The 24,102-nt window shown below is 74.9% G+C and carries 18 protein-coding genes and 1 tRNA gene; 3 read left to right on the top strand and 16 right to left on the bottom strand.

Annotated elements, in window-relative coordinates; translation table 11 throughout:
- Positions 1 to 207: 207 nt before the first annotated feature.
- Positions 208 to 1,398 carry an HNH endonuclease gene (locus VM95_RS18930; protein ID WP_244178842.1) on the top strand — a complete coding sequence of 397 codons (1,191 nt, stop codon included), beginning with the start codon at positions 208 to 210 and terminating at the stop codon, positions 1,396 to 1,398.
- A 95-nt stretch (positions 1,399 to 1,493) separates the two neighbouring features.
- Here VM95_RS18930 and VM95_RS18925 read toward each other — a convergent pair.
- Positions 1,494 to 1,567: transfer RNA gene (locus tag VM95_RS18925), tRNA-Thr, on the bottom strand.
- A 185-nt stretch (positions 1,568 to 1,752) separates the two neighbouring features.
- Here VM95_RS18925 and leuE point away from each other — a divergent pair.
- Positions 1,753 to 2,412: a leucine efflux protein LeuE gene (gene leuE / locus VM95_RS18920; RefSeq protein ID WP_157882146.1), complete on the top strand. Its 660-nt coding sequence runs from the start codon at positions 1,753 to 1,755 to the stop codon at positions 2,410 to 2,412.
- 17 nt (positions 2,413 to 2,429) lie between these two features.
- Here leuE and VM95_RS18915 read toward each other — a convergent pair whose 3' ends face one another.
- The 10 genes from VM95_RS18915 to bldG all read right to left on the bottom strand — a co-directional run bounded on the left by VM95_RS18915 (position 2,430) and on the right by bldG (position 18,399).
- The gene (locus tag VM95_RS18915; protein ID WP_045698294.1) at positions 2,430 to 4,115 is read right to left on the bottom strand and encodes an alpha/beta hydrolase; all 1,686 of its coding nucleotides are present in this window, start codon (positions 4,113 to 4,115) and stop codon (positions 2,430 to 2,432) included.
- 145 nt (positions 4,116 to 4,260) lie between these two features.
- Positions 4,261 to 5,448, bottom strand: coding sequence for a hypothetical protein (locus VM95_RS42645; protein ID WP_157882145.1), 1,188 nt, complete (start codon positions 5,446 to 5,448; stop codon positions 4,261 to 4,263).
- A 245-nt stretch (positions 5,449 to 5,693) separates the two neighbouring features.
- On the bottom strand, positions 5,694 to 6,905 hold the full coding sequence (locus VM95_RS18905; RefSeq protein ID WP_045698291.1) for a DNA polymerase III subunit delta': 1,212 nt from the start codon (positions 6,903 to 6,905) through the stop codon (positions 5,694 to 5,696).
- Positions 6,906 to 7,107: 202 nt separating this feature from the next.
- Complete coding sequence (gene tmk / locus VM95_RS18900) at positions 7,108 to 10,533, bottom strand: dTMP kinase (protein WP_052707443.1); 3,426 nt, start codon at positions 10,531 to 10,533, stop codon at positions 7,108 to 7,110.
- A 146-nt stretch (positions 10,534 to 10,679) separates the two neighbouring features.
- The gene (gene topA, locus VM95_RS18895; protein WP_045698289.1) at positions 10,680 to 13,553 is read right to left on the bottom strand and encodes a type I DNA topoisomerase; all 2,874 of its coding nucleotides are present in this window, start codon (positions 13,551 to 13,553) and stop codon (positions 10,680 to 10,682) included.
- Between the two features lie 438 nt (positions 13,554 to 13,991).
- Positions 13,992 to 14,456 (bottom strand): DUF3592 domain-containing protein, encoded by a 465-nt coding sequence (locus VM95_RS18890; protein WP_045698288.1) that lies wholly within the window; start codon positions 14,454 to 14,456, stop codon positions 13,992 to 13,994.
- Positions 14,457 to 14,595: 139 nt separating this feature from the next.
- Entirely contained in the window at positions 14,596 to 16,128 is a 1,533-nt protein-coding gene (locus tag VM95_RS18885) for a DUF7059 domain-containing protein (protein WP_045698287.1), read from the bottom strand.
- Positions 16,129 to 16,227: 99 nt separating this feature from the next.
- Positions 16,228 to 16,986, bottom strand: coding sequence for a hypothetical protein (locus VM95_RS18880; protein WP_052707442.1), 759 nt, complete (start codon positions 16,984 to 16,986; stop codon positions 16,228 to 16,230).
- A gap of 490 nt (positions 16,987 to 17,476) precedes the next feature.
- Positions 17,477 to 17,896 (bottom strand): ATP-binding protein, encoded by a 420-nt coding sequence (locus VM95_RS18875; protein ID WP_045698284.1) that lies wholly within the window; start codon positions 17,894 to 17,896, stop codon positions 17,477 to 17,479.
- 161 nt (positions 17,897 to 18,057) lie between these two features.
- Positions 18,058 to 18,399 (bottom strand): anti-sigma factor antagonist BldG, encoded by a 342-nt coding sequence (gene bldG, locus VM95_RS18870; RefSeq protein WP_045698282.1) that lies wholly within the window; start codon positions 18,397 to 18,399, stop codon positions 18,058 to 18,060.
- 222 nt (positions 18,400 to 18,621) lie between these two features.
- On the opposite strand from bldG, the gene VM95_RS18865 reads away from it, so the two are divergent.
- Positions 18,622 to 20,991, top strand: a complete 2,370-nt coding sequence (locus VM95_RS18865) for a DEAD/DEAH box helicase (protein ID WP_107073006.1) — start codon at positions 18,622 to 18,624, stop codon at positions 20,989 to 20,991.
- Here the strand turns inward: VM95_RS18865 and VM95_RS18860 are convergent.
- The 5 genes from VM95_RS18860 to VM95_RS18840 all read right to left on the bottom strand — a co-directional run bounded on the left by VM95_RS18860 (position 20,986) and on the right by VM95_RS18840 (position 24,093).
- Entirely contained in the window at positions 20,986 to 21,471 is a 486-nt protein-coding gene (locus tag VM95_RS18860; protein ID WP_244178841.1) for an Rv3654c family TadE-like protein, read from the bottom strand. The genes VM95_RS18865 and VM95_RS18860 overlap by 6 nt on opposite strands.
- Positions 21,459 to 21,899: a TadE family type IV pilus minor pilin gene (locus tag VM95_RS18855; RefSeq protein WP_045698278.1), complete on the bottom strand. Its 441-nt coding sequence runs from the start codon at positions 21,897 to 21,899 to the stop codon at positions 21,459 to 21,461. Before VM95_RS18855 ends, VM95_RS18860 begins: the two co-directional genes overlap by 13 nt.
- Entirely contained in the window at positions 21,889 to 22,056 is a 168-nt protein-coding gene (locus tag VM95_RS44475; protein ID WP_107073008.1) for a DUF4244 domain-containing protein, read from the bottom strand. The genes VM95_RS18855 and VM95_RS44475 overlap by 11 nt, the downstream gene beginning before the upstream one ends.
- Positions 22,057 to 22,222: 166 nt before the next feature.
- The gene (locus VM95_RS18845; protein WP_157882144.1) at positions 22,223 to 23,029 is read right to left on the bottom strand and encodes a type II secretion system F family protein; all 807 of its coding nucleotides are present in this window, start codon (positions 23,027 to 23,029) and stop codon (positions 22,223 to 22,225) included.
- Entirely contained in the window at positions 23,026 to 24,093 is a 1,068-nt protein-coding gene (locus VM95_RS18840) for a type II secretion system F family protein (RefSeq protein ID WP_107073007.1), read from the bottom strand. Before VM95_RS18840 ends, VM95_RS18845 begins: the two co-directional genes overlap by 4 nt.
- Positions 24,094 to 24,102 lie beyond the last annotated feature (9 nt).

The following is a 24,102-nucleotide window of genomic DNA, read 5'->3' as shown; positions in this document are numbered from 1 at the left end:
CCCCCGTCCCGCACCACCACCCGAGCCACCCGCCCCACCACCCCTCACTCGCCACCCGCTGGTCCAGCGGCAAGTCTGGCACCATGCGCCGAGGCCAGCGGCTCGGTCAACGGATCAAGGCGTGGAGGCTGCTGGTGGGGCCTGGATGCCCGCGGAACCGACTGTCAGTACCGGCGCCTAGGATCCTTTCGGATCCGAGGAGGGGCATTGTCGATCAACATCCGAGAACTGACCGATGCTTCAGCGGTCTTGCAAGCGATCGCCGAGCACGATGCGATGGGGCGCAAGGCCTTCCACGACCGCTACGACGATGGCGAGGCCGACCACCTCTACCTCCAGCACGAGGACCGGCTCTACGGTGCGAGGGCCATTGCCGGCGCGGCCTACGACTTCCAACCCCCGCCAGCCACCACGTCCCGGATCGATTCCAGCGGCGGGCAGGGCGACGCACACACCACCCTGCGCGCGCTCGGTTACACGGTGCTAAGCGGTCGCCCCACCACGATCGACGACGAGCGCAACTGGCGCCAGGCCATGTGGAAGCACCTCATCGCTTGCAGCAACCCCGAAGGACTGGTGACCTCGGCTGAGGTTCGGTCGGTGGGTGCCTACGGCAGCCAGCAGGGCATCTGGGTCGACAAGGCCCGGACCAAGCACCTCCACCCCAAGGGCCTGGGCGTGGGTCTGAAGCACACCGGGACTGACTACCCCGACGAGATCAACGACGAAAGCGCCCTCTACCACTACCCCATTACTGAGCGGCGAGGACAGGACGAAGCCGAGGTGGAGGCCACGAAGACCGCGGCCGAGCTCAAGCTTCCGGTCTTCATGATTTCGGAGCGAGGAAGCCTTCGATCGGTCAAGCTTGCCTGGATCGCCGGCTGGGAGGACCGCAGCAAGCGGTTCCTCGTCACCTTCGGCCCTGAGGCCCCAGCCCGCCTCCTCACCACCGACCGCTCTGATGAAACGCCCTTCGAGCTCGAAGGCAACCGGCGGCGCCGGCGGACCGGGACCGTGACAACCCGCCCTGACCAGGCCCGCTTCAAGCTGGAAGTCTTCCACCGCTACGGACCGGTCTGCCCCCTGTCGGGCATCGCGGTCACCGAAATGCTCGAAGCCGCCCACCTGCGCCCGGTAGCCGCCAACGGCACCTCCGACCCACGCAATGGCCTGCCCCTCAACGCAGCCCTCCACCGCGCATTCGATGCCCACCTCTTCGCTATCCACCCAGTCACCCGAGAGGTCCTCGTCCGGCCCCAAGGCCCCAATCTGGCCCAACTTGGAATCACCAAGACCCATCTGGACGGCCTGGCGAACTACCCCCACCCAGACGCTCTGGCCTGGCGTTACGAAAAGTGGCGCGAGAAGAACAAGCTCACCTCTCCCACCGCGGCATAGCGCCCAGCACCGCCTGAGCGCACTGCTACCTCCGCCGCACGCCGGAGACAACAGAAAGGCCCGGTCAGAACATCTGACCGGGCCTTCCGCTTCTGAGCCGCCTGCGGGATTCGAACCCGCGACCTACGCATTACGAGTGCGTTGCTCTGGCCAACTGAGCTAAGGCGGCACCGTTGCCGTGTGTGGCGGCAACGCGGGCCAGTCTACACAGGTTCGGTGGTGATCCGTAGCCGGGGCGGAGGCGGGGTGGGCGAGGGGGTGGTGGTTGTCGCTTCAATCGGTCTGCGGTGTGACGTTACGATGAGCGCCCCCCCCTGCCGCTCTTCCCCCATCCCGGAGTGCACCGTGTTCGGTGTGAACGACCTGGCGACCTATGTTCTCGGCGCCCTCGTCATCGTCCTGCTGCCCGGCCCCAACTCGCTGTACGTGCTGTCCGTCGCCGCCCGCAAGGGGATCCGCACGGGGTACCGGGCCGCGGCGGGGGTGTTCGTCGGGGACTTCACGCTGATCAGCCTCACCTCGTTGGGGGCCGCCTCGCTGCTGGAGGCCAATCCGGCGGTGTTCGCGGTGGTGAAGTTCGGCGGGGCCGCGTACCTGCTGTGGATCGGGTACGGGATGCTCCGGGCCGCCCGGCAGCTGTGGCGCGAGCGCCGGGCCGGGGACGGGGCCGATCCGGCGGCCGATCCGGAGGCCGAGCCGGTGGCGGAGGCCGGCGAGCGGCCGTTCCGCCGTGCGCTGGTGATCAGCCTGCTGAACCCGAAGGCGATCCTGTTCCTGCTCTCGTTCTTCACGCAGTTCGTGGACCCGTCCTACGGGCAGCCCGCGCTCTCGTTCGGCCTGCTCGGCGGCATCCTGCAGACGTTCAGCGTGCTCTACCTGTCGCTCCTGATCTTCGCCGGCACCACCCTCGCGAGCGCGTTCCGGCGCCGCAAGCGCCTGTCCGCCACGCTGACCAGCGGGGTCGCGGTGCTGTTCGCCGGGTTCGCCGCCAAGCTGGCCGTGTCCTCCGCCTGAGCCTGCCGGCCCGCCGGCTACCGGTCGCAGCGCTTGCCCGGCTCGGGGGCTTCGCCGGTGAGGAGGTACCGGTTGACGGCGGTGTCCACGCAGGCGCTGCGGCGGCCGTAGGCGGTGTGGCCGTCGCCGTCGTAGGTGAGGAGGCGGCCGGACTCCAGCTGGCCGGCCAGGGCCTGGGCCCACGCGTACGGGGTGGCCGGGTCGCGGGTGGTGCCGACGACGACGATCGGGGCGGCGCCGGCGGCGCGGATGGTGTGGGCCGCGCCGGTGGCCCGGACCGGCCAGTAGGTGCAGGCCAGTGCCATCCAGGCCATGTCGCGGCCGAAGTGCGGCGAAACCCGTTCGAAGTCCGGGACGGCCCGCTGGACGTCCTCCGGCCCACCGAAGGGCGCGGGCAGGTCGAGGCAGTTCACGGCGGTGTTGGCGAACATCAGGTTGGGGTAGCTGCCGTCGTTCTCCCGCCCGTAGTAGGAGTCGGAGAGCTTCAGCAGGCCGGTGCCGTCGCCCGCCCGGGCGTCGGAGAGCGCGGTGCGCAGCTTGGGCCAGAGGAAGTCGGCGTAGAGGGCCTGGATGACGCCGGTGGTGGCCTGCGCCTCGGTGAGCCGGCGGCCGTTGTCGGTGGTGGGCAGCGGGTGGGCGTGGACGGCGGCGAACAGGGAGCTGAGCTGTTCGCCGATCCGCTGCTCGGCGCGGCCGAGCGGGCAGTCGTCGCGGGTGGCGCAGTCCTTGGCGAAGGCCGTCCAGGCGGTCTCGAAGCCGCCGGCCTGGGTGCGGTTGCCGGTGACGGAGTCGAGGGACGGGTCCATCGCGCCGTCCAGCACCAGCCGCCCGACCCGGCCGGGGTAGAGGCCGGCGTAGGTGGCGCCGAGGAAGGTGCCGTAGGACTTGCCGACAAAGTTCAGCTTCTCGTCGCCGAGCAGGGCGCGCAGCACGTCCATGTCGCGGGCGGCCTCGACGGTGCTGAGGTGGCCGAGGGCCGGCCCGGTGTGCCGGCGGCAGCCTTCGGCGAACTCCTTGTCGGCGGCCACCAGCGCGTCGACGCCGGACTGGTCCGCGGGGGTCAGGTCGACGGCGGTGTAGGCGTCCATCCGCTCGCCGCTCAGGCAGGTGACCGGGTTGCTGCGGCCCACCCCGCGCGGGTCGAGGCCGACCAGGTCGTACCGGGCGCGCACCCCGCCGTCGTAGGTACGGGCGGCGGTCTCCAGGTACTCGATCGCCGAGCCGCCGGGCCCGCCGGGGTTCAGCAGCAGCGAGCCCAGCCGGGCCGGGGCACCGCCACCGCCCGCGCTCCCCTCCTCCGAGCCCCCGGACGCTCCGGGCGCCTCGGCCGCCCCGGAGCCCCCGGAGGCCACGGACACCGCCCGGGCCGCCGCCAGGGTGAGGTCGCCGTCGCCGGGCCGTTCGTAGTCCAGCGGCACCCGGAAGGTGGTGCACTCGAACCCGCCGTCGCACGGCTGCCAGGCGAGCCGCTGCGCGTAGTACGGCGCGAGCGCGGCCGGGACGGCGGCGGGCAGCGGCTCCAGCGGCGTCGCCCCGGACGCGGCCCTGCCGCCACCCGCCCCGGTCGAGTCCGACGAGGCCGCCGCGGACCCACCGGAGGGCCGCGCGCCGTCCGACCCGGACGGCCCCGAGCTGCACCCGCCCGCCAGCAGCGCCGCCACGAGCATCCCGGCCGCCACCGCCACCCGCCCGTTGCCCCTCATCCGGCTCCCTTCCACTCCTCGACCCCCTGCCACGACGAACCCGCGCACCCGCAGCCGCACGCCCGCGCGCCTACGCCCCGACGACGCGCCGCTGCCCGGTACCCACCCCGGGTACCGGGCAGCGTAACCCCCGTCCGACGCCCGCTCAGGACGCCTTGGTCAGCGTCTCGGCCAGGTACTGCGCCGCCTGCCGGACCAGCCGCAGCCGCTCCCGGTCGGCACTGAAGTCCTGCACGTTGTCCGAGATCCGCACCTCGGCCTTGGCGGCGGGGCCGGCGCCGGACTTGAGGGAGGACTGCAGCTTGCGGGCCGCGTCCAGCCCGGCCGCGTCGGCCTTGGCCGCGGCGAGCAGCAGCTTGGCGGAGCTGCCGGCCGGCGCCTCGGCACCGGTCTGGGTGAGCGCCGCCGCGTCGTACCGGCCGGAGACTGCGGCGGCCGCGCCGTACAGGTCGGGGCGGGCGAGCCCGGCCGCGGCGGCGCAGGGCGCACCGCCCTCGACGCCGAGGGTGCCCCAGGAGGCCGGGCCGGGCGGCAGGGTGCGGAAGGAGGCGGCGATGGTGGTGCGCAGCGTGGCGTCGTCGGCGACGGCGGCCGGCGCGGCGGCGACGAGCTCGCAGGGGTGCGCGGTGCCGTTCGGCGCTTCGGGGGCGACGAGGATGAACGGACGGGCCTTGCCGGTCTGGAGGGCCGAGCCGATGCCCTCGAAGACGTCGGGGACCTCGGCGTCGGCGGTCCTGCTCGGTGTGGCGGCGTGCATCACGACCACCGGGAAGTGCGCGTTCGGCTCCTTCGCGTACTGCGGTGGCAGCCACACCCGGACGTTGCGCGGGCGCCCGTCCGGGCCGAGGACGGCGGACTGCAGCAGTTCCCCGCCGCCCGGGTGCCCGACGCTGTCGAAGCGGCTGGCCACGGCGGGCACCGGAGCCGGAGCCGGAGCCGGAGCCGGAGCCGGAGCCGGAGCCGGAGCCGGGGCCGGAGCGGAAGCCGAAGGCGCGACCGCGGGCGGCACCGCCTGCTGCCGCCCCGCCCCCGCTCCCGCTCCCGCTCCCGCTCCCGCCATCGCTCCCGCCACCGAGTCGCCCACCGGCTCCTCCCGGTCGCCCCGCCCGAGCCCGCCGAACGCCCCGAGCGCGGTGAGCAGCGTCAACGCGGTGACACACACCCCGCAGACCATCGCCCCGCCCGCCCGCAACAGCATCGGCCACCGGTCCCCGGCCAGTTCGTAGGTCTCGGCGGCACGCAGGTCGCGCCAGCGCTGGAGCGCGCCGCGCGCCAGCCAGATCCCGCCGACAGCGGCCGCCAGTAGGGGGATGACGAGGAGCGGACGAACCATGGCACGCACCACCTCGGGAGGAGGGCCGGCACCGGACCGGACCCGGCACCGTACGGGAGGTGACGGCGGCCCGGCGGCGGGCCTTCCGGGCTGGGGAGCGCGGGGCCGGGCGGGGCGCAGTCCGCCCCAGCGTGCACAACGGGCGCAGCGTCACACGCGGGTGCGTCCGGCGCGTACGGCTCGTTCACTCGAAGGTGGGACGTCGGGCCAGCGCCGGGAGGCCTACCGGAGGGCCCCGCCGGGCCTCAGCCCGCGCGCAGCGCCACCGTCATCGCCTCGACGGCGAGCAGCGGGTCGACGTTGCGGTCCAGCGCCACGCGGCAGGCCAGCACCGCCTCGATCCGGCGCAAGGTGCCCTCCGCCGGGCCCGCCTGGGCGACCCGGTCCAGCGCCGGGCGCTGGTCCTCGTTGGCGAGCGCGCCGGTGGAGCCGAGCTGGATGGCGAGAACGTCGCGGTAGAAGCCGAGCAGGTCGAGCAGGGCGACGCCGAGCGTCTCCCGGCGGGTGCGGGTGGCGCGGCTCTTCTGCCGCTTCTCCAGCTCCTTGACGGCCCCGGCCATGCCGCGCGGCGCCTTGCCGCCCTCGGCGGCGCCGTAGGCGGCCTTGAGGTCGTCGGTCTCCTTGGCGTCCTGGGTCTCGGCGAGGGCTTCGGCATCGGCCTTGGCGGTGTCGACCAGGCGCTGGGCGGCGGCCAGGCAGCCGCCCAGGTCGGCGACCTCCAGCGGGATCCGCAGCACCTCGGCACGCCTGGTCCGGGCCTGCTCATCGACGGCGAGGCGGCGCGAGCGCTCGATGTCGCCCTGCCCGGCGAGCGCGGCGAGCCGGGCCGTCGCCGGGTCGACGCCGTCGCGCCGCACCAGCGTGTCGGCGACGGCCTCGGCGGCGGGCGTGCGCAGCACCAGCAGGCGGCAGCGCGAGCGGATGGTGGGCAGCACGTCCTGGACGGAAGGGGCGCAGAGCAGCCAGACGGTGCGCGGGGAGGGCTCCTCCACGCCCTTGAGCAGCGCGTTGGCGGCGGCCTCGGTGAGCCGGTGGGCGGCGTCGACCAGGATCACCGACCAGCGGCCGCCGGTCGGGTAGCTGGAGGCGCGCAGGACCAGGTCCCGCATGTCGCCGACCCCGATGGACAGGCCGTCGGTCCGCACGTACTTCACGTCGGCGTGGCTGCCGGCCAGCACGGTGTGGCAGCCCTCGCAGAACCCGCAGCCGGGCGTGCCGCCGAGCGCGAGGTCGGGGCTGGTGCACTGGAGGGCGGCGGCGAAGGAGCGTGCGGCCGTGACCTGCCCGGCACCGGGCGGGCCGGTGAACAGCCAGGCGTGCGTCATCAGGGAGGCGTTCCCGCCCTGGCCGGGGGCGGCGCCGCGGCCGGCCTCGACCGTCGCCCCGGCCGCCCGGGCGGCGGCGGTCAGCTGCTCGACCACCCGCTCCTGGCCCACCAGGTCGTCCCAGACGGCCACTGCTGCTCCCAAGCTCCGTACGGCAGCGCTCCCGGCGCCTCTTCCCCGCCGTCGAGCATACGTGTCCGCTCCGACAGCCACTGCTCCGTCCGGGTCACCCCGGTCCGGGTCGGGGCCGGTACGGACGACGAACGACGGACGGCGCCGCCGGAGGCCACTGCCCCGGCGACGCCGCCCGCTCCCGTCACGAAGGCGCCGGGCCTCAGCCCCGGCGGCCCCAGCGCCGGCCCTTGCCCTTGCCGTCGCCCTTGCCCTCGCCGTCGCCCTTGCCGCCGACCGCGCCGGAGTCGTCCGCGCCGCGCTGCTGCGCGCCGTCGCCCTGGCCGGGCTCACCCCAGCGGTCCCACTCGTCGCGCGAGCCGAGCAGGGTGTCGGTCAGGCTCGGCAGGTCGTCCAGCGGGGTCTCCTCGGCCCACTCCGGCCGGGGCCGCTCGGCGGTCGGCTGCTCCACGGCGGGCCGATCGGCGGGCTGCCCGACGACCGGCTGCCGGGCGTCGACCACCGGCAGCTCCCGGGTGCTGTCCGCCGGCTCGCCGGGACGGCCCGGCTCGATCCGCGGCAGCACGGCGGTCTCGTCGGCGGCCGGCACCTTCGGCAGCACCGCGGTCTCGTCGACGGCGGGAACCTTCGGCAGCACGGCGGTCTCGTCGACGGCCGGCACAGCCGGTACGGCCGGAACGCGCGGCAGCACCGCCGTCTCGTCCACCCCCGGAGCGGCCTGAGCGGCCGCCTGCCGGTCGCGCAGCGACAGCTCCCGCGTCGTCTCGTCCCCGACCCCCGCGACAGCCTGCGACGCACCGTCCGCCGAGCCACCCGCCGCACCGTCCGACGCACCGCCCCGCGGCGCGTCCCCGACCGCCCGCAGCTCGGTGGTCACCGCCTCCCCGGGCACCGCCCGCTCCGCGGCCCGGTTCGCTGCCGTCTCCGCGGCCGCGGCAGCCGCAGCGGCTGCCGCGAGCGCCGCGGCCTGCGCCAGCCGGGCCTCCTCGGCCCGCTGCAGCGCCTCCTCCGCCCGACGCCGCTGCTCCTCGCGGGCGAGCTCCCGCTGCCGCTGCAGCTCGGCCCGGGCGGCCGCCTCGTCGGCGATCCGCTTGCGCTCGGCGGCCTCCGCCGCGAGCCGCGCCTCCTCGGCGGTCCGGCGCGCGGCCTCTTCCTCGGCCCGGCGGCGTGCGTCCTCCTCCGCGCGGCGGCGGGCCTCCTCCTCGGCCTTGCGCCGCGCCTCGGCGGCGGCCCGCTCGGCCTCCTCCTTGGCGAGCCGTTCCGTCTCGGCCTGCTTGGCACGCAGCTGGGCGAGCACTTCCTGCCGCTTGCGCTCGGCGGCCTCCTCCTCGGCCTTCTTCCGCGCCTCCTCGGCGGCGCGCCGCTCGGCCTCCTCCCGGGCCAGCCGTTCCCGTTCGGCGCGGGCGGCCTTCTCCTGCTCGGAGAGCGGCAGCTCGCGGTCGAGCCGGTGCCGGATGGCGGTGGTGACGAAGCCGGGCGCCTGGCTGCCGTCGACGACGAGGTAGCGCGCCGGGTCGGCGGCGGCGAGGGCGAGGAAGCCGGCCCGGACCCGCTGGTGGAACTCGGTGGGCTCGGATTCGAGCCGGTCGAGCGCCTCGGTGAAGCGCTCCCGGGCCTTGGTCGGGTCGACGTCGAGGACGACGGTCAGGTCGGGCAGCAGCCCGCCGGTGGCCCAGCGGGAGATCCGGGCGACCTCGGTGGCGGCCAGGTCGCGGCCGGCGCCCTGGTAGGCGATGGAGGAGTCCATGTACCGGTCGGTGATGACGACGGCGCCGCGGGCGAGGGCCGGCCGGATGACGTTCTCGACGTGCTCGGCCCGGTCGGCGGCGTAGATCAGTGCCTCGGCACGGTGCGACAGGCCGGTGTTGCCGACGTCCAGGACGAGGCCGCGCAGCCGCTGCCCGACCGGGCTGCCGCCGGGCTCGCGGGTGAGCACGACCTCGTGGCCCTTGCCGCGGATCCACTCGGCGAGCGCCTGGGCCTGGGTGGACTTGCCGGCACCGTCGCCGCCTTCGAGGGCGATGAAGAATCCGGTGCCCGCGCCCCGGTGCGGCGCCGGGCCGCTGCTGCCGCGCAGCGCGTCGACCAGGTCGCGGCCGAACGGCGCGGTGCCGCGCCGGTCGTCGGTGCGCAGCAGCACGACGGCGGCGAGCGCCAGCGTGAGCAGCCCGGAGGTGGCGACGGCGAGGGCCGCGCCGCCGTGGATGAAGGTGAAGGAGCCGGGTTCGACGGTGCCGTACTCGACGTCCCCGTAGCCGGCGGCGATCAGCGGCACGGCGACCAGCGCGGCGCCGACGACGGCCCGCAGGACGGCGTCCACGTGCTCGGCGACCTTCGGCAGCCGGGCCTCCTCGACCTCCTGGGCGAGCAGGGCGCGCCCGGCCGAGACCACGATCCCGGCGGCCAGCGCGGCCAGCACGGTGAGCAGCAGGACGAGCACGAAGTCCAGCACCAGCCCGGCGAGGATCAGCGCCACGCCCTCGGTGAGCAGGGCGAGCGCGAGCAGCCGGCGGCGGGAGAGCGAGGGCAGCACGGCCCGGGTGAGCCGGGCCCCGAGGGCGGGCGCGCCGGCGGCGGCGAGCACCAGCAGGCCGTAGCCGATCGGTCCGGCGCGGTGCTCGGCGGCGGTCAGCAGCGCGAGCGAGACGACGCCGGCCATCGAGGCGAAGGCGGCGGCGACTGCGAAGGTGAAGTACGGGGCGCTGCCGGTGCGGCCCTTGCCGAGCGCGGGGCCGGGGGTCGCGTCGGTGGGGGCGCGCAGGCCGGTGAGCGGCGAGTGCGGGGCGACGGCGACCGGGCCGAGTGACAGCTGCTGGAGGTACGTCCGGGTGGCCGCGGCGGCGGACAGGCCGGCCGCGCCGAGGGCCGCGAAGGTCAGCTGGTGGGCGCGCAGCCAGTCCGAGCCGAGCGCCGCGCCGATGTTGTTGACGAGGGTGAACGCGACCAGGCCGAGGGCCGCGAGCGGCACGGTGACCCAGCCGGTGAAGCGGTCGATGCTCCGGACGGTGTCGAGGTTGGCGGCGGAGGGCCGCTGCTCGGCGCGCGGCGCGTAGGGGTCGGCGGGCGGCAGCAGGCCGGGGACGGCGGCGGCCCGGGCGATCCCCCGGACGCTCTCGGCGGCACCGGTGACGAAGACGGTGGCGAGCAGCACGTAGACGGCGGCGCCGGAGGGCTTCGGCCCGGAGCTCAGCCAGACGGCCCACCAGGGCGCGAGGCCGATCAGCAGGGCGCGCAGCGCGTCGGCGCCGAACAGCGTCCAGCGGCGGTCGAGCTTGCCCGCGACGAGTTGGTGCACCGGCCCGAGCAGCGCGACGCCGACCAGCCCGTTCGCCAGCACCCGCACGGCGAAGACCGCGGCGAGGGCGAAGGCGAGGCTGCGCGGCAGGTCGCCGAACGAGCCCCCCTGGGCGGCGGCGATCACGGTGAGCGCGGCCAGCACCAGCAGGGCGAGCCGATCGGCGGCACTGCCGATCAGCTGGGTGGTCCACAGCCGCCGGTAGGGGCGGGTCCGCAGCAGTGCCCGGGCCCGGTCGACCGGGGTCCCGGCGGGCGCGACCTCCGGCAGGTCGGGCACGGCGGCTCTGGCGGCCGGGGCGGCGCTGGGGGTGGGCTGCTCCTCGCTCGTCATACGGTCAGCGTAGCGGGCGGGGGTTGGCCGGAATGAGACGAACGGGGTTCCGGATCCGGCTCAGCACCGGCTTGTGACGATCCCCGCACAGACCTCGGGCCCGCGCCCCTCTCCGGGAGCGCGGGCCCGACGCCACTGGTGGAGGATCAGTCCTCTTCGGTGGCCGCGGTCTTCTTCGCCGCCGCCGTGGCGGTGGTCTTCTTGGCCGCCGTCTTCTTCGCGGGGGTCGCCTTCGCGGTGGTCGTCTTGGCCGCCGTCTTCTTGGCCGCGGTCTTCTTCGCCGTCGTCTTCTTCGCGGCCGTCTTGGTGGCGGTCGCCTTCTTCGCCGGGGCCTTCTTCGCCGCCTTCTTCACCGGCCCGCGGGCCCGCTTCTCGGCGAGCAGCTCGTAGCCGCGCTCCGGCGTGATCGTCTCGACGTCGTCGTCCTTGCGCAGCGTGGCGTTGGTCTCGCCATCGGTCACGTACGGGCCGAAGCGGCCGTCCTTGACCACCACCGGGCGCTCGCTGACCGGGTCGGTGCCCAGCTCCTTGAGCGGCGGGGCGGCGGCGGCCCGGCCGCGCTGCTTGGGCTGGGCGTAGATCGCCAGCGCCTCTTCGAGGGTGACGGTGAAGAGCTGGTCCTCGCTGGTGAGCGAGCGCGAGTCGGTGCCGCGCTTGAGGTACGGGCCGTAGCGGCCGTTCTGCGCGGTGATCTCCACGCCCTCGGCGTCGGTGCCGACGACGCGCGGCAGCGAGAGCAGCCGCAGCGCGTCCTCCAGGGTGACGGTGTCCAGCGACATCGTCTTGAACAGCGAGGCGGTGCGCGCCTTGACCGCGTTCTTGCCGGTCTTGGGCGTGCCCTCGGGCAGGATCTCGGTCACGTACGGGCCGTAACGGCCGTCCTTGGCGACCAGCATGTTGCCGCTGACCGGGTCCGGGCCGAGCTCGAAGTCGCCGCTGGGCTTGGCCAGCAGTTCCTCGGCCAGCTCGACGGTGAGCTCGTCCGGCGGCAGCTCGTCCGGGATGTCGGCGCGCTGGCCGGGCTCGCCCTCGACCTCGGAGGCGCGCTCGACGTACGGGCCGTAGCGGCCGACCCGCAGGGTGATGGCGTCGCTGACCTTGAACGAGCTGATCTCCCGGGCGTCGATCGCGCCGAGGTCGGTGACCAGCTCCTTGAGGCCGCCCAGGTGGTCGCCGTCGCCGTTGCCGGCCTCGGCCGCACCGCCGGCGGCGCCCTCGCCCTCGCCGAAGTAGAAGCGCTTCAGCCACGGCACGGACTGCGCCTCGCCGGCGGCGATCCGGTCGAGGTCGTCCTCCATCTTCGCGGTGAAGTCGTAGTCGACCAGCCGGCCGAAGTGCTTCTCCAGCAGGTTGACCACGGCGAAGGAGAGGAACGACGGGACGAGCGCCGTGCCCTTCTTGAAGACGTACCGGCGCTGGATGATCGTGTCGATGATCGACGCGTAGGTGGAGGGGCGGCCGATCTCCCGGTCCTCCAGCTCCTTGACCAGCGAGGCCTCGGTGTAGCGGGCCGGCGGCTTGGTGGCGTGGCCCTCCGGGCTGATCCGCTCGGCGGCCAGCGGGTCGCCCTGGGCGACCCGCGGCAGCCGGCGCTCGCGGTCGTCGAGCTCGGCGTTCGGGTCGTCGGCGCCCTCGACGTAGGCCTTGAGGAAGCCGTGGAAGGTGATGATCTTGCCGGAGGCGGAGAACTCGACGTCCCGGCCGTCCGCGGCGGCGCCGCCGACCCGGACGGTGACGGACTGGCCGACCGCGTCCTTCATCTGGGAGGCGACGGTGCGCATCCAGATCAGCTCGTACAGCTTGAAGTCGTCACCGGTCAGGCCGGTCTCGGCCGGGGTGCGGAAGCGGTCGCCGGAGGGGCGGACGGCCTCGTGCGCCTCCTGCGCGTTCTTGACCTTGCTGGCGTAGGTACGCGGCGCGTCCGGCAGGTAGTCGGCGCCGTACAGCTGGGTGACCTGCGCGCGGGCCGCGGAGATCGCGGTGTCCGACAGGGTGGTGGAGTCGGTACGCATATAGGTGATGAAGCCGTTCTCGTACAGCTTCTGGGCCACCTGCATGGTCCGCTTGGCGCCGAAGCCCAGCTTGCGGCTGGCCTCCTGCTGGAGCGTGGTGGTGCGGAACGGCGCGTACGGCGAGCGGCGGTACGGCTTGGACTCGACGCTGCGGACGCTGAACGCGGTCTGCGCCAGGGCGGCGGCCAGCTGCCGGGCGGCCTGCTCGTCCAGGTGCAGGGTGTTGGTGCTGCCCGCCTTCAGCCGGCCGTCCGAGCCGAAGTCACGGCCGGTGGCGATCCGCTTGCCGTCGACGCTGGCCAGTCGGGCGCCGAACGTCTCCGGGTCGGCGGAGTCCGCCGGGGTGCGGCCGGTGCCGAAGGTGCCGACCAGGTCCCAGTACGAGGCGGTGCGGAAGGCGATGCGCTCGCGCTCGCGCTCGACCACCAGACGGGTCGCGACGGACTGCACGCGGCCCGCCGACAGCTTCGGCATGACCTTCTTCCACAGCACCGGCGAGACCTCGAAGCCGTACAGCCGGTCGAGGATGCGGCGGGTCTCCTGGGCGTCGACCAGGCGCTGGTTGAGCTCGCGCGGGTTGGCCACCGCCTCCTGGATCGCCGTCTTGGTGATCTCGTGGAACACCATGCGGTGCACCGGCACCTTGGGCTTGAGCACCTGCTGGAGGTGCCACGCGATGGCCTCGCCCTCGCGGTCCTCATCGGTGGCGAGGAAGAGCTCGTCGGACTCCGCGAGCAGCGACTTCAGCTTGCTGACCTGCGACTTCTTGTCCGCGTTGACCACGTAGATCGGCGCGAAGTCATGGTCGACGTCGACCCCGAGGCGGCGCACCTCGCCGGTGTACTTGTCCGGCACCTCGGCCGCGGTGCTGGGGAGGTCGCGGATGTGCCCGACGCTCGCCTCGACGATGTAGCCGGGGCCGAGGTAGCCCTTGATCGTCTTCGCCTTGGCCGGCGACTCGACAATGACGAGTCGCTGTCCGTGCGCGGTCTCGCTGCTCGGGGACACCTTCGCTCTTCTCTCCCGGTCCTTTATACGGCTGGTCGGCGCCGACAGCACGGGCTGCGCTCCGCCCGACCCCGCCACCGTCCCGGGGCAGCCGCTGCACGACGACCCCACCAGCGGAGTGTGACCGTACCCCGGCCACCCTTGTCAAACGGACGGATACCGCTTTTTCACTTCCCGGGCTCACCGACGCCACTCGAACGGTAACCCGATGCCGCGGGTTCCCGCCCCGTGGAGGGGGGCTTCGGCGGGTTCGGGAGGATGGAATGACGAATTTCAAGATCTGTCAACGGAAATCCGACGGACCGTCCGCCGCCGGCGGCCCGCGACCAGGGCGGTGGCGACGGCGTACGAGGAGGTGCGAGGGGGTACCGGGGGGTGCGAGGGCGCGCGGGGTGGGGCCGCCGTCAGGGGTGGGCCGCCGTCACCGGTGGGCCGGCGTCACTGGTGAGCCGCGGCCAGCAGACCGGATCCCGCCAGCAGGCAGGCCGCCCCGAGCGCGCTCCACAGCAGGTCGGTGACCGCCGCCCGGCCGGCCTCTCCCGCCGCCAGCACCGCCCGACACGGCCGCCGCGGGTCGTAGCAGATCCGCACCGAGGTGCCGGGGGCGAAGCGGTCCGGACGGCGCAGCGGGGTGTGGCCGCGCGGGCGGGTGAGCACCAGCTCCGCGAGCAGGGCCCCGCCGGAGCCCGGGCCGTCGGCCGGGGGCCGCACGGCGAAGGAGAGCAGCGGCGCGCTGTCGAGCTGGCCGTGCGGGTCGGCCTCGGCGACGACCGTCGCCACCGCCGGCACCCCGCGCAGGCGCACCCGGTGGCGCAGGCGCGCTTCGGCGGCGCACCAGAGCAGCAGCGCGCCACCGAAGAGGGCGAGGACCAGCCCGCCCACCGTCGCCGTCGTCGTGTCCACCCCTGCCCCCGGCTCCCCAGCCCCGTCCACAGCCTGTGGACAGAGCCTCACAGCACGGGGCCAACGAGGGTGGGCCGCAGGGCGACCGCCGGACGAACCAGGAGGTACGGGCAGGTGAACCGGCCCGTACCGACAGGCCCTACCGCGCCGGCGCGATGAACCCCTGCTCGGTCAGCAGCCGCAGCGACTCCGGCACCCGGTCCCGCAGGACGACCCGATCCTCGCCGAGCAACTGCGCGATGGCGTCCACGATCTCGCCCGCCGACAGCGTCCCGTCGCAGACCCCGACGAAGCCGGCACCCACCGTGTCCACCTTGGTGGCCCGGCGCATGCCGCGGTTGTGACGCAGGATCACGTGCTCCGGGTCCTCCGCCCCCGGCGCGCCGACCTGCTCCTGGACCACCTCGTCCGCGAGCACGTAGCGGGCGGCGAGCAGGCCCGCGTCGTCGTGCGAACGCAGGAACTCCTGCCGGTCGAACCACTCCTCGATGTGCGGGCCGAGCGGCTGCTCCACCGGGTGCGGCCACTCCTCCACCCGGACGGTCGGGCGCTCGGCACCGCTCGCCCGCAGGGTGATCCAGCCCATGCCGATGCCCTCGACCCGGGCCGCCTCGAAGGCGTCCAGCCACTCGCCGTACCGGGCCTGGTAGTCACCGCCCGGGCCGCGGTGGTCGCCGCCGTCGCGCAGCCACAACTCGGCGTACTGGGAGACGTCCTGGACCTCGCGCTGGACCACCCAGGCGTCCAGCCCGGTGCCCGCCACCCAGCCGGCCAGCCGCTCGTGCCAGTCCTCGCCCTTGACGTGCTGCCAGTTGGCGAGCAACTGGCAGTAGCCGCCCGGCTCCAGGTGCGCGGCGGCCGAACGCACCAGGCTGCGGCACAGGTCGTCGCCGGCCATGCCGCCGTCGCGGTAGGTGAACCGGCCGGCCGGCGAGATCACGAACGGCGGGTTGGAGACGATCAGGTCGAACTTCCGCTCCCCGACCGGCTCGAAGAGGCTGCCCGCGAGCACCTCGGTCCGGTCGAAGCCGGAGAGCGCCAGGGTCAGTTCGGTGAACCGCAGGGCGCGCGGGTTGAGGTCGGTGGCGGTGACCTGCTGGGCGTGCCGGGCCGCGTGCAGCGCCTGCACGCCGGAGCCCGAACCGAGGTCCAGCGCGGCCCGGACGGGGCGGCGCACGGTGATGTTGGCCAGCGTGGTCGAGGCACCGCCGACACCGAGCACCAGGTCCTGGCGGGCCACCCCGTGCTCGGTCACGCCGGAGCCGATGCCGCCCGCGCCACCCACCGCGCAGCCCAGGTCGGAGACCACCCAGGCATCCGAACTGGGCATCCCGGCAACCTCGTTGGCGTACGGCCGGACGTCCACGGTGGCACGCACCAGCTCGCCGTCCGGGCGCAGCCAGCCGTCCGCCAGGCAGTCCTCCACCGGCAGCACGGCGGCGGCCGCCCGGTACGGCACCGGCTGCTGCAGCAGGAACAGCCGCACCAGGGTCTCCAGCGGGCTGCCGCCACGGGTGGCGCGCAGGGCCGGCACCGTCTCGCTGCGGGCCAGCGCCGCGTAGCCGGTGGGCCCGAGCAGGTCCAGGCAGCCATCGGCGGTGAAGGAGGCGGCGAGCAGCGCCTCGCGCAGCTTGGCGAGGCGGGTCGGGTCGAGAACGGGGCTACTGGTCACCCCGCCATTGTCCCCCGCCCCGCCCCCACCAGGGGCCAGGGGCCACTCGCCACGGCGGCCCCGCGCCCTCGCCCTGCCGGGCGTGCGGCCCGTCCTGGATCAGCTCGCGCTGGGGGCCGGGGTGGCCGGAGCGGTCGCGCTCGGGGTGGGCGTGGCCGCAGGAGCCGCACTGCCCGTAGCTCCGGGCGCGGGGGTGCCGCTGGGCGCGGACGTACCACTGGGCGCGGGCGTTCCGGCGGCCGTACCGGCGCTCGGGGTCGCCGGCGCGCCACTGGCGCCACCGCTCGCGCCGGCGCTCGGCGTGGCGGACGAGCCGGCCGGCGCGGGCTTGCACCCCTCCTGCTTTGCCATGGCCGCACCGAGGTCACCGCGCTGCAGCTTGCTCTGCGCCTCGGTGGACAGCGAGGCCAGCTGCTGCAGCTGGTCGGAGATGCCGCGCAGCCCGTCCGAGAACTTCGACTGGTCGTCGGTGGCCAGCGCGTCCAGCTTCTTCTGGACGTCCAGGTAGCCGTCCGAGGCCTTCTTCAGCTCGGCCACGGCGTCCTTCTGCAGGTTCGCGCCGTCCGTCACCTTGGGCGCCCCGGCCGCGTCGATCGCGGCCCCGATGTCCTGGTTGGTCTTGGCGAGGCGCCCGATGTCCGTCGAGAGCCGCTTCTTCAGGTCGGCGGGGGTCTCGCCGGTCTTGACCTGGCCGGTGTCGGCGAGCGCGGCCTGCGCCTGGGCGATCGGGTCCTTGGCAGCGCCGCAGACGTTCGTCGCCCAGGACTCCAGCTGCTTGCTGTTGTCGTCGCCGCAGGCGACGGCGCCGAACGCGAGCAGCACGCCGAGGGCGGGTACGGCCAGCAGTCGCTTGTTCACCGGGAGAGGCCTTTCGGTTCGGTCGTCGTCGGTCGTCATCGGTCGTCTTCGGTCGTCTTCGGTCGTCGAACCTACACGGCCGTTGTCGCCCTCCCGGTTCCCCGCCCCCGGCGAACGCTCGGGCCGGCTCCCCCCTGATCGGCTCGCCCGGCCGTCACTCGACGCCCGTGCGAGTCGGCACGCGGCGCACGGGCGGGCGTGCCGAAGTGACCGCCGGCGTGGCGGCTGGATCAGGGTGCGGATCCGAAGGAACGGGCTCTTGCGCGGCAGGGGTCCGATCAACGGGATTCACGCGATCGGCGAGGTCGACCGAATCGGGGTGACCGGTCACCGGACCAGGGCCGCGCCGGAAGCAACGAACCGCGGGGAACGACGAACCATCGACGCCGTCCCGGAGACCGGACGAGAAACGGGTCCGGGGCGTGAAGCCTGCTCGACGTCCGGTTCAGAGCCGGCTGAGGGCTGGCTGAAGAACCGGCTCAGGGCCGGTTCAGACCGCCACGGAGGCGACCGAGACCGGCCAGCTCATCCGGATCAGCCCGCCGCCCGCGCCGTTGGTGACCTCAAGGTCCTCCACCAGGCCGGTGATCACGGCGAGGCCCAGGGTGTCCTCGTCCGGGTCGCCGCCACCGGCGGCGCCGGGGGCCGGGACGGCGGCGGGGCCGGCCTCGTCCTCGACCTCGATGAGGAAACGCTTCTCCTGATCGGTCAGCGCGACCCTCACCGTGCCGCCGATGCCGCCACGCTGGTGCAGGCCGACCGCGCGGGAGCAGGCCTCGCCGACCGCGAGCCGTACCTCGTCGAGCACCGACTCGTCGACCCCGGCCCGTCTGGCGACGGCCGCGGCGACCAGGCGGGCCGTCCGCACGTGCTCGGGAAGCGCACTGAATCGAAGTTCGACGGTTGCCATCTCTCCCCCTCGGGGTGCTCCGACCGGGGCCGGGCGTGCGGCCCCTGCGGGCCGGTCGAACCGGCCCCGGGGCGGCCGGGGACGCCGGGACCGTGCTTGGCCCCGGTACCCCGGACGCGTGGAACGGGGCGGGCCGGCCCGCGAGGACCGGCCCGGCCGTGTCAGTCGGTCGCCTGGACCGCGTCGTCCACCGAGGTGTGGATCGGGAAGACCTTGGTCAGGCCGGTGATGCGGAAGATCTTCAGGATGCGCTCCTGGTTGCACACCAGGCGGAGCGAACCCTCGTGGGCACGCACCCGCTTCAGGCCGCCCACCAGCACACCGAGACCGGTCGAGTCGAGGAAGTCCACGCCTTCCATGTCGACGACGAGGTGGTACTTGCCGTCGTTGACGAGCTCGACCAGCTGCTCGCGCAGCTTCGGGGCGGTGTACACATCGATCTCGCCGCCAACCTCGACGACCGTACGATCGCCGACTGCGCGGGTCGACAGGGACAGGTCCACGGAACCTCCAGCACCTTGCCTTGCTACGTCATGTGCGATCCTCGGCCGGACGGCCGCCACCGCATGGTCGCGAGCCCGGGCGCGCCCAGCCAACGCGTGGCAAGCCTCAGCGCTGCGACCCACGGCCATACGGCCGTCACGGCCACATTCAACCACCTGCGACCATGCCCGCACGATGGCTTACGACGATTCTCCGTCACGCCGGTGACACACTGGGTCCCCATGCCGCCCCGACACAGCCTGCCCGAGGCACTGCTCACGACCCTGTCCACCAGCCGGGGGCGGTCCGATCGGCTCACCCATACGGAGCACCTTCCCGCGCGACCTGCGCGTTATTCGCCGTGGCCCGACACGATCCGACCGGAGATCATCGCCGCCGCGCACGCCGTGAGCGTGGAACAGCCCTGGGCGCACCAGGCAGAAGCGATGGAACTGGCCAAAACCGGCCAGACTGTGGTGATCGCCACAGGCACCGCCTCGGGCAAGTCGCTGGGCTACCTGGCGCCGGTGCTCAGCGACCTGCTGGACGGCACCGAGGCCCGCAACGGGCGCGGCGCCACCGCCCTCTACCTGGCGCCGACCAAGGCCCTCGCCGCCGACCAGCGCCGCCGGGCCGCCGAACTCGCCCCGCCCAGGGTCCGGTCCGCCCTCTACGACGGCGACACCCCGACCGAGGAACGCGAGTGGGTACGCCAGTATGCGTCCTACGTGCTCACCAATCCGGACATGCTGCACCGGGGCATCCTGCCCGCGCACGCCCGCTGGGCCTCCTTCCTCAAGGTGCTGCGCTACGTGGTGATCGACGAATGCCACAGCTACCGGGGCGTGTTCGGCTCGCACGTCGCCCAGGTGCTGCGTCGGCTGCGCCGCATCTGCGCCCGCTACGGTTCCTCACCCACCTTCCTGCTCGCCTCCGCCACCACCGCCGACCCGGCCGTCACCGCCCGGCGCCTCACCGGCCTGCCCGCCGTCGCCGTCACCGAGGACGCCTCGCCGCGCGGACCGATGGTCTTCGGGCTCTGGGAGCCGCCGCTGACCGAGAACGTCGGCGAGCACGGCGCCCCGGTGCGCCGCACCGCCACCGCCGAGGCCGCGCACCTGCTGACCGACCTGGTCGAACGGCAGACCCGGACGGTCGTCTTCGTCCGCTCCCGCCGCGCCGCCGAACTCGTCGCCCTGCAGGCCCAGGACCAGCTCGGCCGGCCGCTCGCCGACCGGGTGGCCGCCTACCGCGGCGGCTACCTCGCCGACGAACGCCGCGCCTTGGAGCGCGAACTGCACTCCGGCCGACTGCTCGGCCTCGCTTCCACCTCCGCCCTCGAACTCGGCGTCGACGTCTCCGGCCTCGACGCCGTCCTGATGGCCGGCTACCCCGGCACCCGGGCCTCGCTCTGGCAGCAGGCGGGCCGGGCCGGCCGCGAGGCCCAGGGCGCCCTGGCCGTCCTGATCGCCCGGGACGACCCGCTGGACACCTACCTGGTGCACCACCCGGAGGCGCTGTTCGCGGCCCCGGTCGAGGCCACCGTGCTCGACCCCGACAACCCGCACGTGCTCGCCCCGCACCTGTGCGCGGCCGCCGCCGAACTCCCGCTGACCGACGCCGACCTGGAGCTGTTCGGGCCCTCCACGGCGCCGCTGCTGCCCGTCCTGGAACGGCGCGGCCTGCTGCGCCGGCGCGGGGACGGATCCTGGTACTGGACCCGCCGCGAACGCGCCGCCGACGCCGTCGACCTGCGGGGCAGCGGCGGCAGCCCGGTGCAGATCGTCGAGGCGGACACCGGCCGACTGCTCGGCACGGTCGATGCGGCGGCCTCCCACACCACCGTCCACACCGGGGCCGTCCACCTCCACCAGGGCCGCACCTACCTGGTCCGGGAGTTGGACCTGGACAACTCGGTCGCCCTGGTCGAACCGGCCAACCCGCCGTACAGCACGGCCGCCCGTGACATCACCTCCATCTCCGTCCTCGACACCGACACCACCGTCCACTGGGGCGAGGGCCGGCTCTGCTTCGGCTCCGTGGAGGTGGTCAACCAGGTGGTCGGCTACCTCCGGAAGCGGATCTCCACCGGGGAGATCATGGGCGAGACCAAGCTCGACCTGCCGCCCCGCACCCTGCGCACCCGCGCGGTCTGGTGGTCCGTCACCGAGGACCAGCTGCTCGACGCGGAGATCCCGCTCGACCAGCTGCCCGGTGCGGCCCACGCCGCCGAGCACGCCTCGATCGGCCTGCTGCCGCTGTTCGCCACCTGCGACCGGTGGGACATCGGCGGCGTCTCCGTCCCGCTGCACCCCGACACCGGGCTGCCGACCGTGTTCGTGTACGACGGCCATCCGGGCGGGGCCGGCTTCGCCGAACGCGGCTTCCGGCGGGCCGCCCAGTGGCTGACGGCCACCCGCGAGGCGATCGCGGCCTGCGAGTGCGAGCGCGGCTGCCCGTCCTGCGTCCAGTCGCCCAAGTGCGGCAACGGGAACGACCCGCTGGACAAGGCGGCCGCCGTCCGGCTGCTGGACGTCCTGCTGGCCGGAGCCCCGCGCCCGGACGGCCCACCGAGCCCCGGCCCGGTGGAGGGGGAGGCGAAGGAGTCATGAGCCCCCGGCCGCGCCGAGGCCGTCCTCGGCGGCGGTGACCGCGGCCCGCACCGGTCCGGCCCGGGCCCTCGCCCTGGCCGGGCCGATCGGCAGCCGCACCGGCAGCCCACCGACCCGCACCTCGGCCACCACCTCGACCGCGTCCGCCGACCGGTCCACCGTGCAGGACACCACCGCGGCGCCCTGGGCCGAGGCGATCCCCACGGCCCGCCCGCACCCGCCGTCCTGGTCCAGCAGCAACCGGTCCGCCGCCGCGAGGGCCGCCAGATCGGCGGCGGACTCGGCCCGGTGCCGGGCGGCGACCGCCGCTGCGACCGTGATCGTCGCGGCGAACACCGCCGTACCCAGCATCGCCAGCGCGAGCACCCAGACCGTCGCCGAACCGGCATCCGGCCCGTACCCGCCCGTCGCGGCCGCCCGGGCGGTACGGGCGCGCGCCCACCGCCCCGCCACCGGGCACCGCCCGGTCAGGCCGGCCAACGGCCCTCACCTCCTTCCTCGATCCCGGTCAGCACGTCCTCCCGTGCGGCCACGGCGGCCGCACCGACCCGCACCGCGAGCAGCGCGCCCAACCGGCCCGGCGCCGCGGACGGCGCCTCCACCTCGACCCGTACCGTGTCGGCCGCCAGCGACACCCGTACCCGCACCCCCGGCGGGCCCGCCGCGCGGGCGAGTTCGGCCGCATCCGCCTCGCCCCGGGCGGCCGCCCGGGCGCCGACCCGGGCGGCGTCCACGCAGCGGATCTGCGCGGACGCCGCGAGCACGCCCCAGATCAACATCACGGCGAGCAGGACGAGCGCCGGCAGGGCCACCGCCGTCTCCGCGGTGACGAAGCCCGCGTCACCCCGGCGGCTCGGCCGCAGCGACCAGGCCCGGCCGCCGCACACCGCCCGCCGACTAGGTCGCATGGAGTGCCCGCTCCAGTAGGTCGGTCAGTGCCCCCGTCACCGACGCACTGGTCACCACCTTGTAGAGCCCGGCCGCGAGGGCGCACGCCCCCAGCGTCCCGACGGCGTACTCAGCCGTGGTCATCCCGGCATCCGACCGGCCCCGGCGCCGGGCCATCCGGCGCACCCCGCAAGCCACCCGGCGGCTCCTCCGCCGCCAGGGCCCGGGCAACTGCCCGAGCTCGCGCCCGGAACCGGGCCCCGTCACGATCACCGCAGTCATGAAGTCCTCCTGATCTTGGATTCCGAATCCCGTTCCGATCACACAGCCGACCGACCATCCGTCACATCGCCTCGGCGAACCTGCTGGTGAGCCCGACGACCACCGGCACCACGCCGATCAGCACGAAGGCCGGCAGGAAGCAGAGCCCGAGGGGCGCGGTGGCGAACACCCCCGCCCGCCGGACCCGGGCGTGGGCCGCCCGGGCCGCCGCCGTCCGCTGCCGCTGGGCGAGCTCGACCAGCGGCAGCGCTGCCGGGGCCCCGCCGAGGGTCGTCCGGAGCAGGCAGCGGGCCAGCGGAGCCAGCACCGGGTGCTGCTCGCCCAGCCGGTCCCAGCACAGCTCCGGCGGCGCCCCCAGGGCCAGTTCGGCCCCGATCGCGACCAGCCGTGGCCCCAGCGGGGCGTCCACGCTCCGCCCGACCGCCGCCACGGCCGCCGAGGGCGAGGCCGCCGACCCCAGGCAGGCCGCCAACAACTCTGCTCCCAAGGGAAGTTGCCTGGTCAGCAGCTCCTCCTCGCGGACCGCCCGCCGGTGCGTCGGCGACCGCGCACGGGCCAGCCAGCGGTAGGCACCCACCGCCAGCAGCGCCCCGGCCCCGATCCCGGGAGCGCCGCCGAGCAGCAGCGCGGCACCGAGCCCCGCCGCGACCGCCATGGCCACCCGCCGTCCGCGCTCACCACCCGGCCCGGCCGGGCCCGCTCGTTCCCGGAGCTCCTTCCGGGCCTCCTTCCGGACCTCCTCCCGATCCCGTTCCCGGGCGAGCGCCCGGCGCCGCCTCGCCCGCCGCCTCAGCACCGGCGGCACCAGCGCCCAGCCGGCCAGCGCCGCCGAACTCCCGAGAGCCGCCCACTCCATGGCCCGACTCACCCCGGCCGCACCTCCCACCCGCGCGCCCGCACCCGCGAGATCCCGCAGCCCTCGCCCCAGGACCTCACCCGGGCCGACACCCGGCCCGCACCGCGCCCGCCGGGCCTTCGGGGCACCTCCAGCCCGCCCCGGGCCGCCGCCCGGACGATGCGGGCCGTCCAGAGCACCCCCAGCCCCTCCAGGGCCGCGCCCGCCGCCAGACAGACCAGCCCGGCGGGCGTGTGCAGCAGGACGTCCAGCGGGCGTGCCCCGAGCGCCGCACCGAGGAGCAGTCCGGCGGCCGGCAGCACGGCCAGGACGGCGATCGTCGCCCGGGGGCCCGCCAGTTCCCCGGCGATCTCCTCCGCCAGCGCCCGCTCGCCGCGCAACGCCTCGGCGACCCGGTCCAGCGCGGTGGCGAGCCCCGACCCGCCCTCCGAGGCCACCCGCCAACAGGCTGCGATCGCGGCCGCCCCACTGCCGCCCGGCAGTTCGGCGAGCAGGTGGAACGCGCCGAGCACGTCCCCGCCGTAGCGGCCGGCCGCCAGCCTCGCCACCGGCTCCTCACCGAGCCGGCGCAGCGCCTGCGAGTCGGCGAAGAGGCGCGCGGTGACCAGGTGCAGCGCCCGCTCGGGTGTCGCCCCGCTGCGCAACTCCCCGGCCAGCGCGGCACACAGATCCACCACGGCCGTGGCCCGCCGCCCGGCCTCCGCCGCCAGACGCCGCCGCAGCCGCCACCGCCGCGCCGGCAGCACGGCCAAGGCCGCGACGAGCGCCGGCACCGGGGAGGAAGTGGCCCGCCACGCGACCAACCCGGCGGGCAGGAGAAGCAGTTCGGGCGCCAGGGCGGCCGCGAGCCGCAGCCGGGCCCGAGCGAACGCCTCCGGACCAGGGCCAGGACGGGTGCCCGTACCCGGCGCCGTCCCCGGCTCCAGGCCCGCGGCCGACACCGGCGGGCTGCTGCCCGCCAGCACGAGTCTGGCGCGCCGACCGCCCGGCAGCTGCTCCTGCAGCGCGCGCCACCCGAGGACGGCCGCCAGGCACAGCGCCGTCATCCAGAAGAGAGCGATCTGACTCTGCGACATGTCATGCAC

The sequence above is a fragment of the Streptomyces rubellomurinus genome (assembly GCF_000961885.1).
GTDB lineage: Bacteria > Actinomycetota > Actinomycetes > Streptomycetales > Streptomycetaceae > Kitasatospora > Kitasatospora rubellomurina.
The sequence above is the reverse complement of the archived record's forward strand: the minus strand, read 5'-3'. Positions and strand labels throughout refer to the sequence as shown.

Coding starts and splice junctions, on each gene's coding strand:
- VM95_RS44475 (WP_107073008.1), bottom strand. CDS start 22,056: ATGGCCCGGCGCCGGGGCCGGTCGGATGCCGGGATGACCACGGCTGAG.
- VM95_RS18915 (WP_045698294.1), bottom strand. CDS start 4,115: ATGAGGGGCAACGGGCGGGTGGCGGTGGCGGCCGGGATGCTCGTGGCG.
- VM95_RS18875 (WP_045698284.1), bottom strand. CDS start 17,896: ATGGCAACCGTCGAACTTCGATTCAGTGCGCTTCCCGAGCACGTGCGG.
- tmk (WP_052707443.1), bottom strand. CDS start 10,533: ATGACGAGCGAGGAGCAGCCCACCCCCAGCGCCGCCCCGGCCGCCAGA.
- VM95_RS18855 (WP_045698278.1), bottom strand. CDS start 21,899: ATGCGACCTAGTCGGCGGGCGGTGTGCGGCGGCCGGGCCTGGTCGCTG.
- VM95_RS42645 (WP_157882145.1), bottom strand. CDS start 5,448: ATGGTTCGTCCGCTCCTCGTCATCCCCCTACTGGCGGCCGCTGTCGGC.
- VM95_RS18865 (WP_107073006.1), top strand. CDS start 18,622: ATGCCGCCCCGACACAGCCTGCCCGAGGCACTGCTCACGACCCTGTCC.
- VM95_RS18840 (WP_107073007.1), bottom strand. CDS start 24,093: ATGTCGCAGAGTCAGATCGCTCTCTTCTGGATGACGGCGCTGTGCCTG.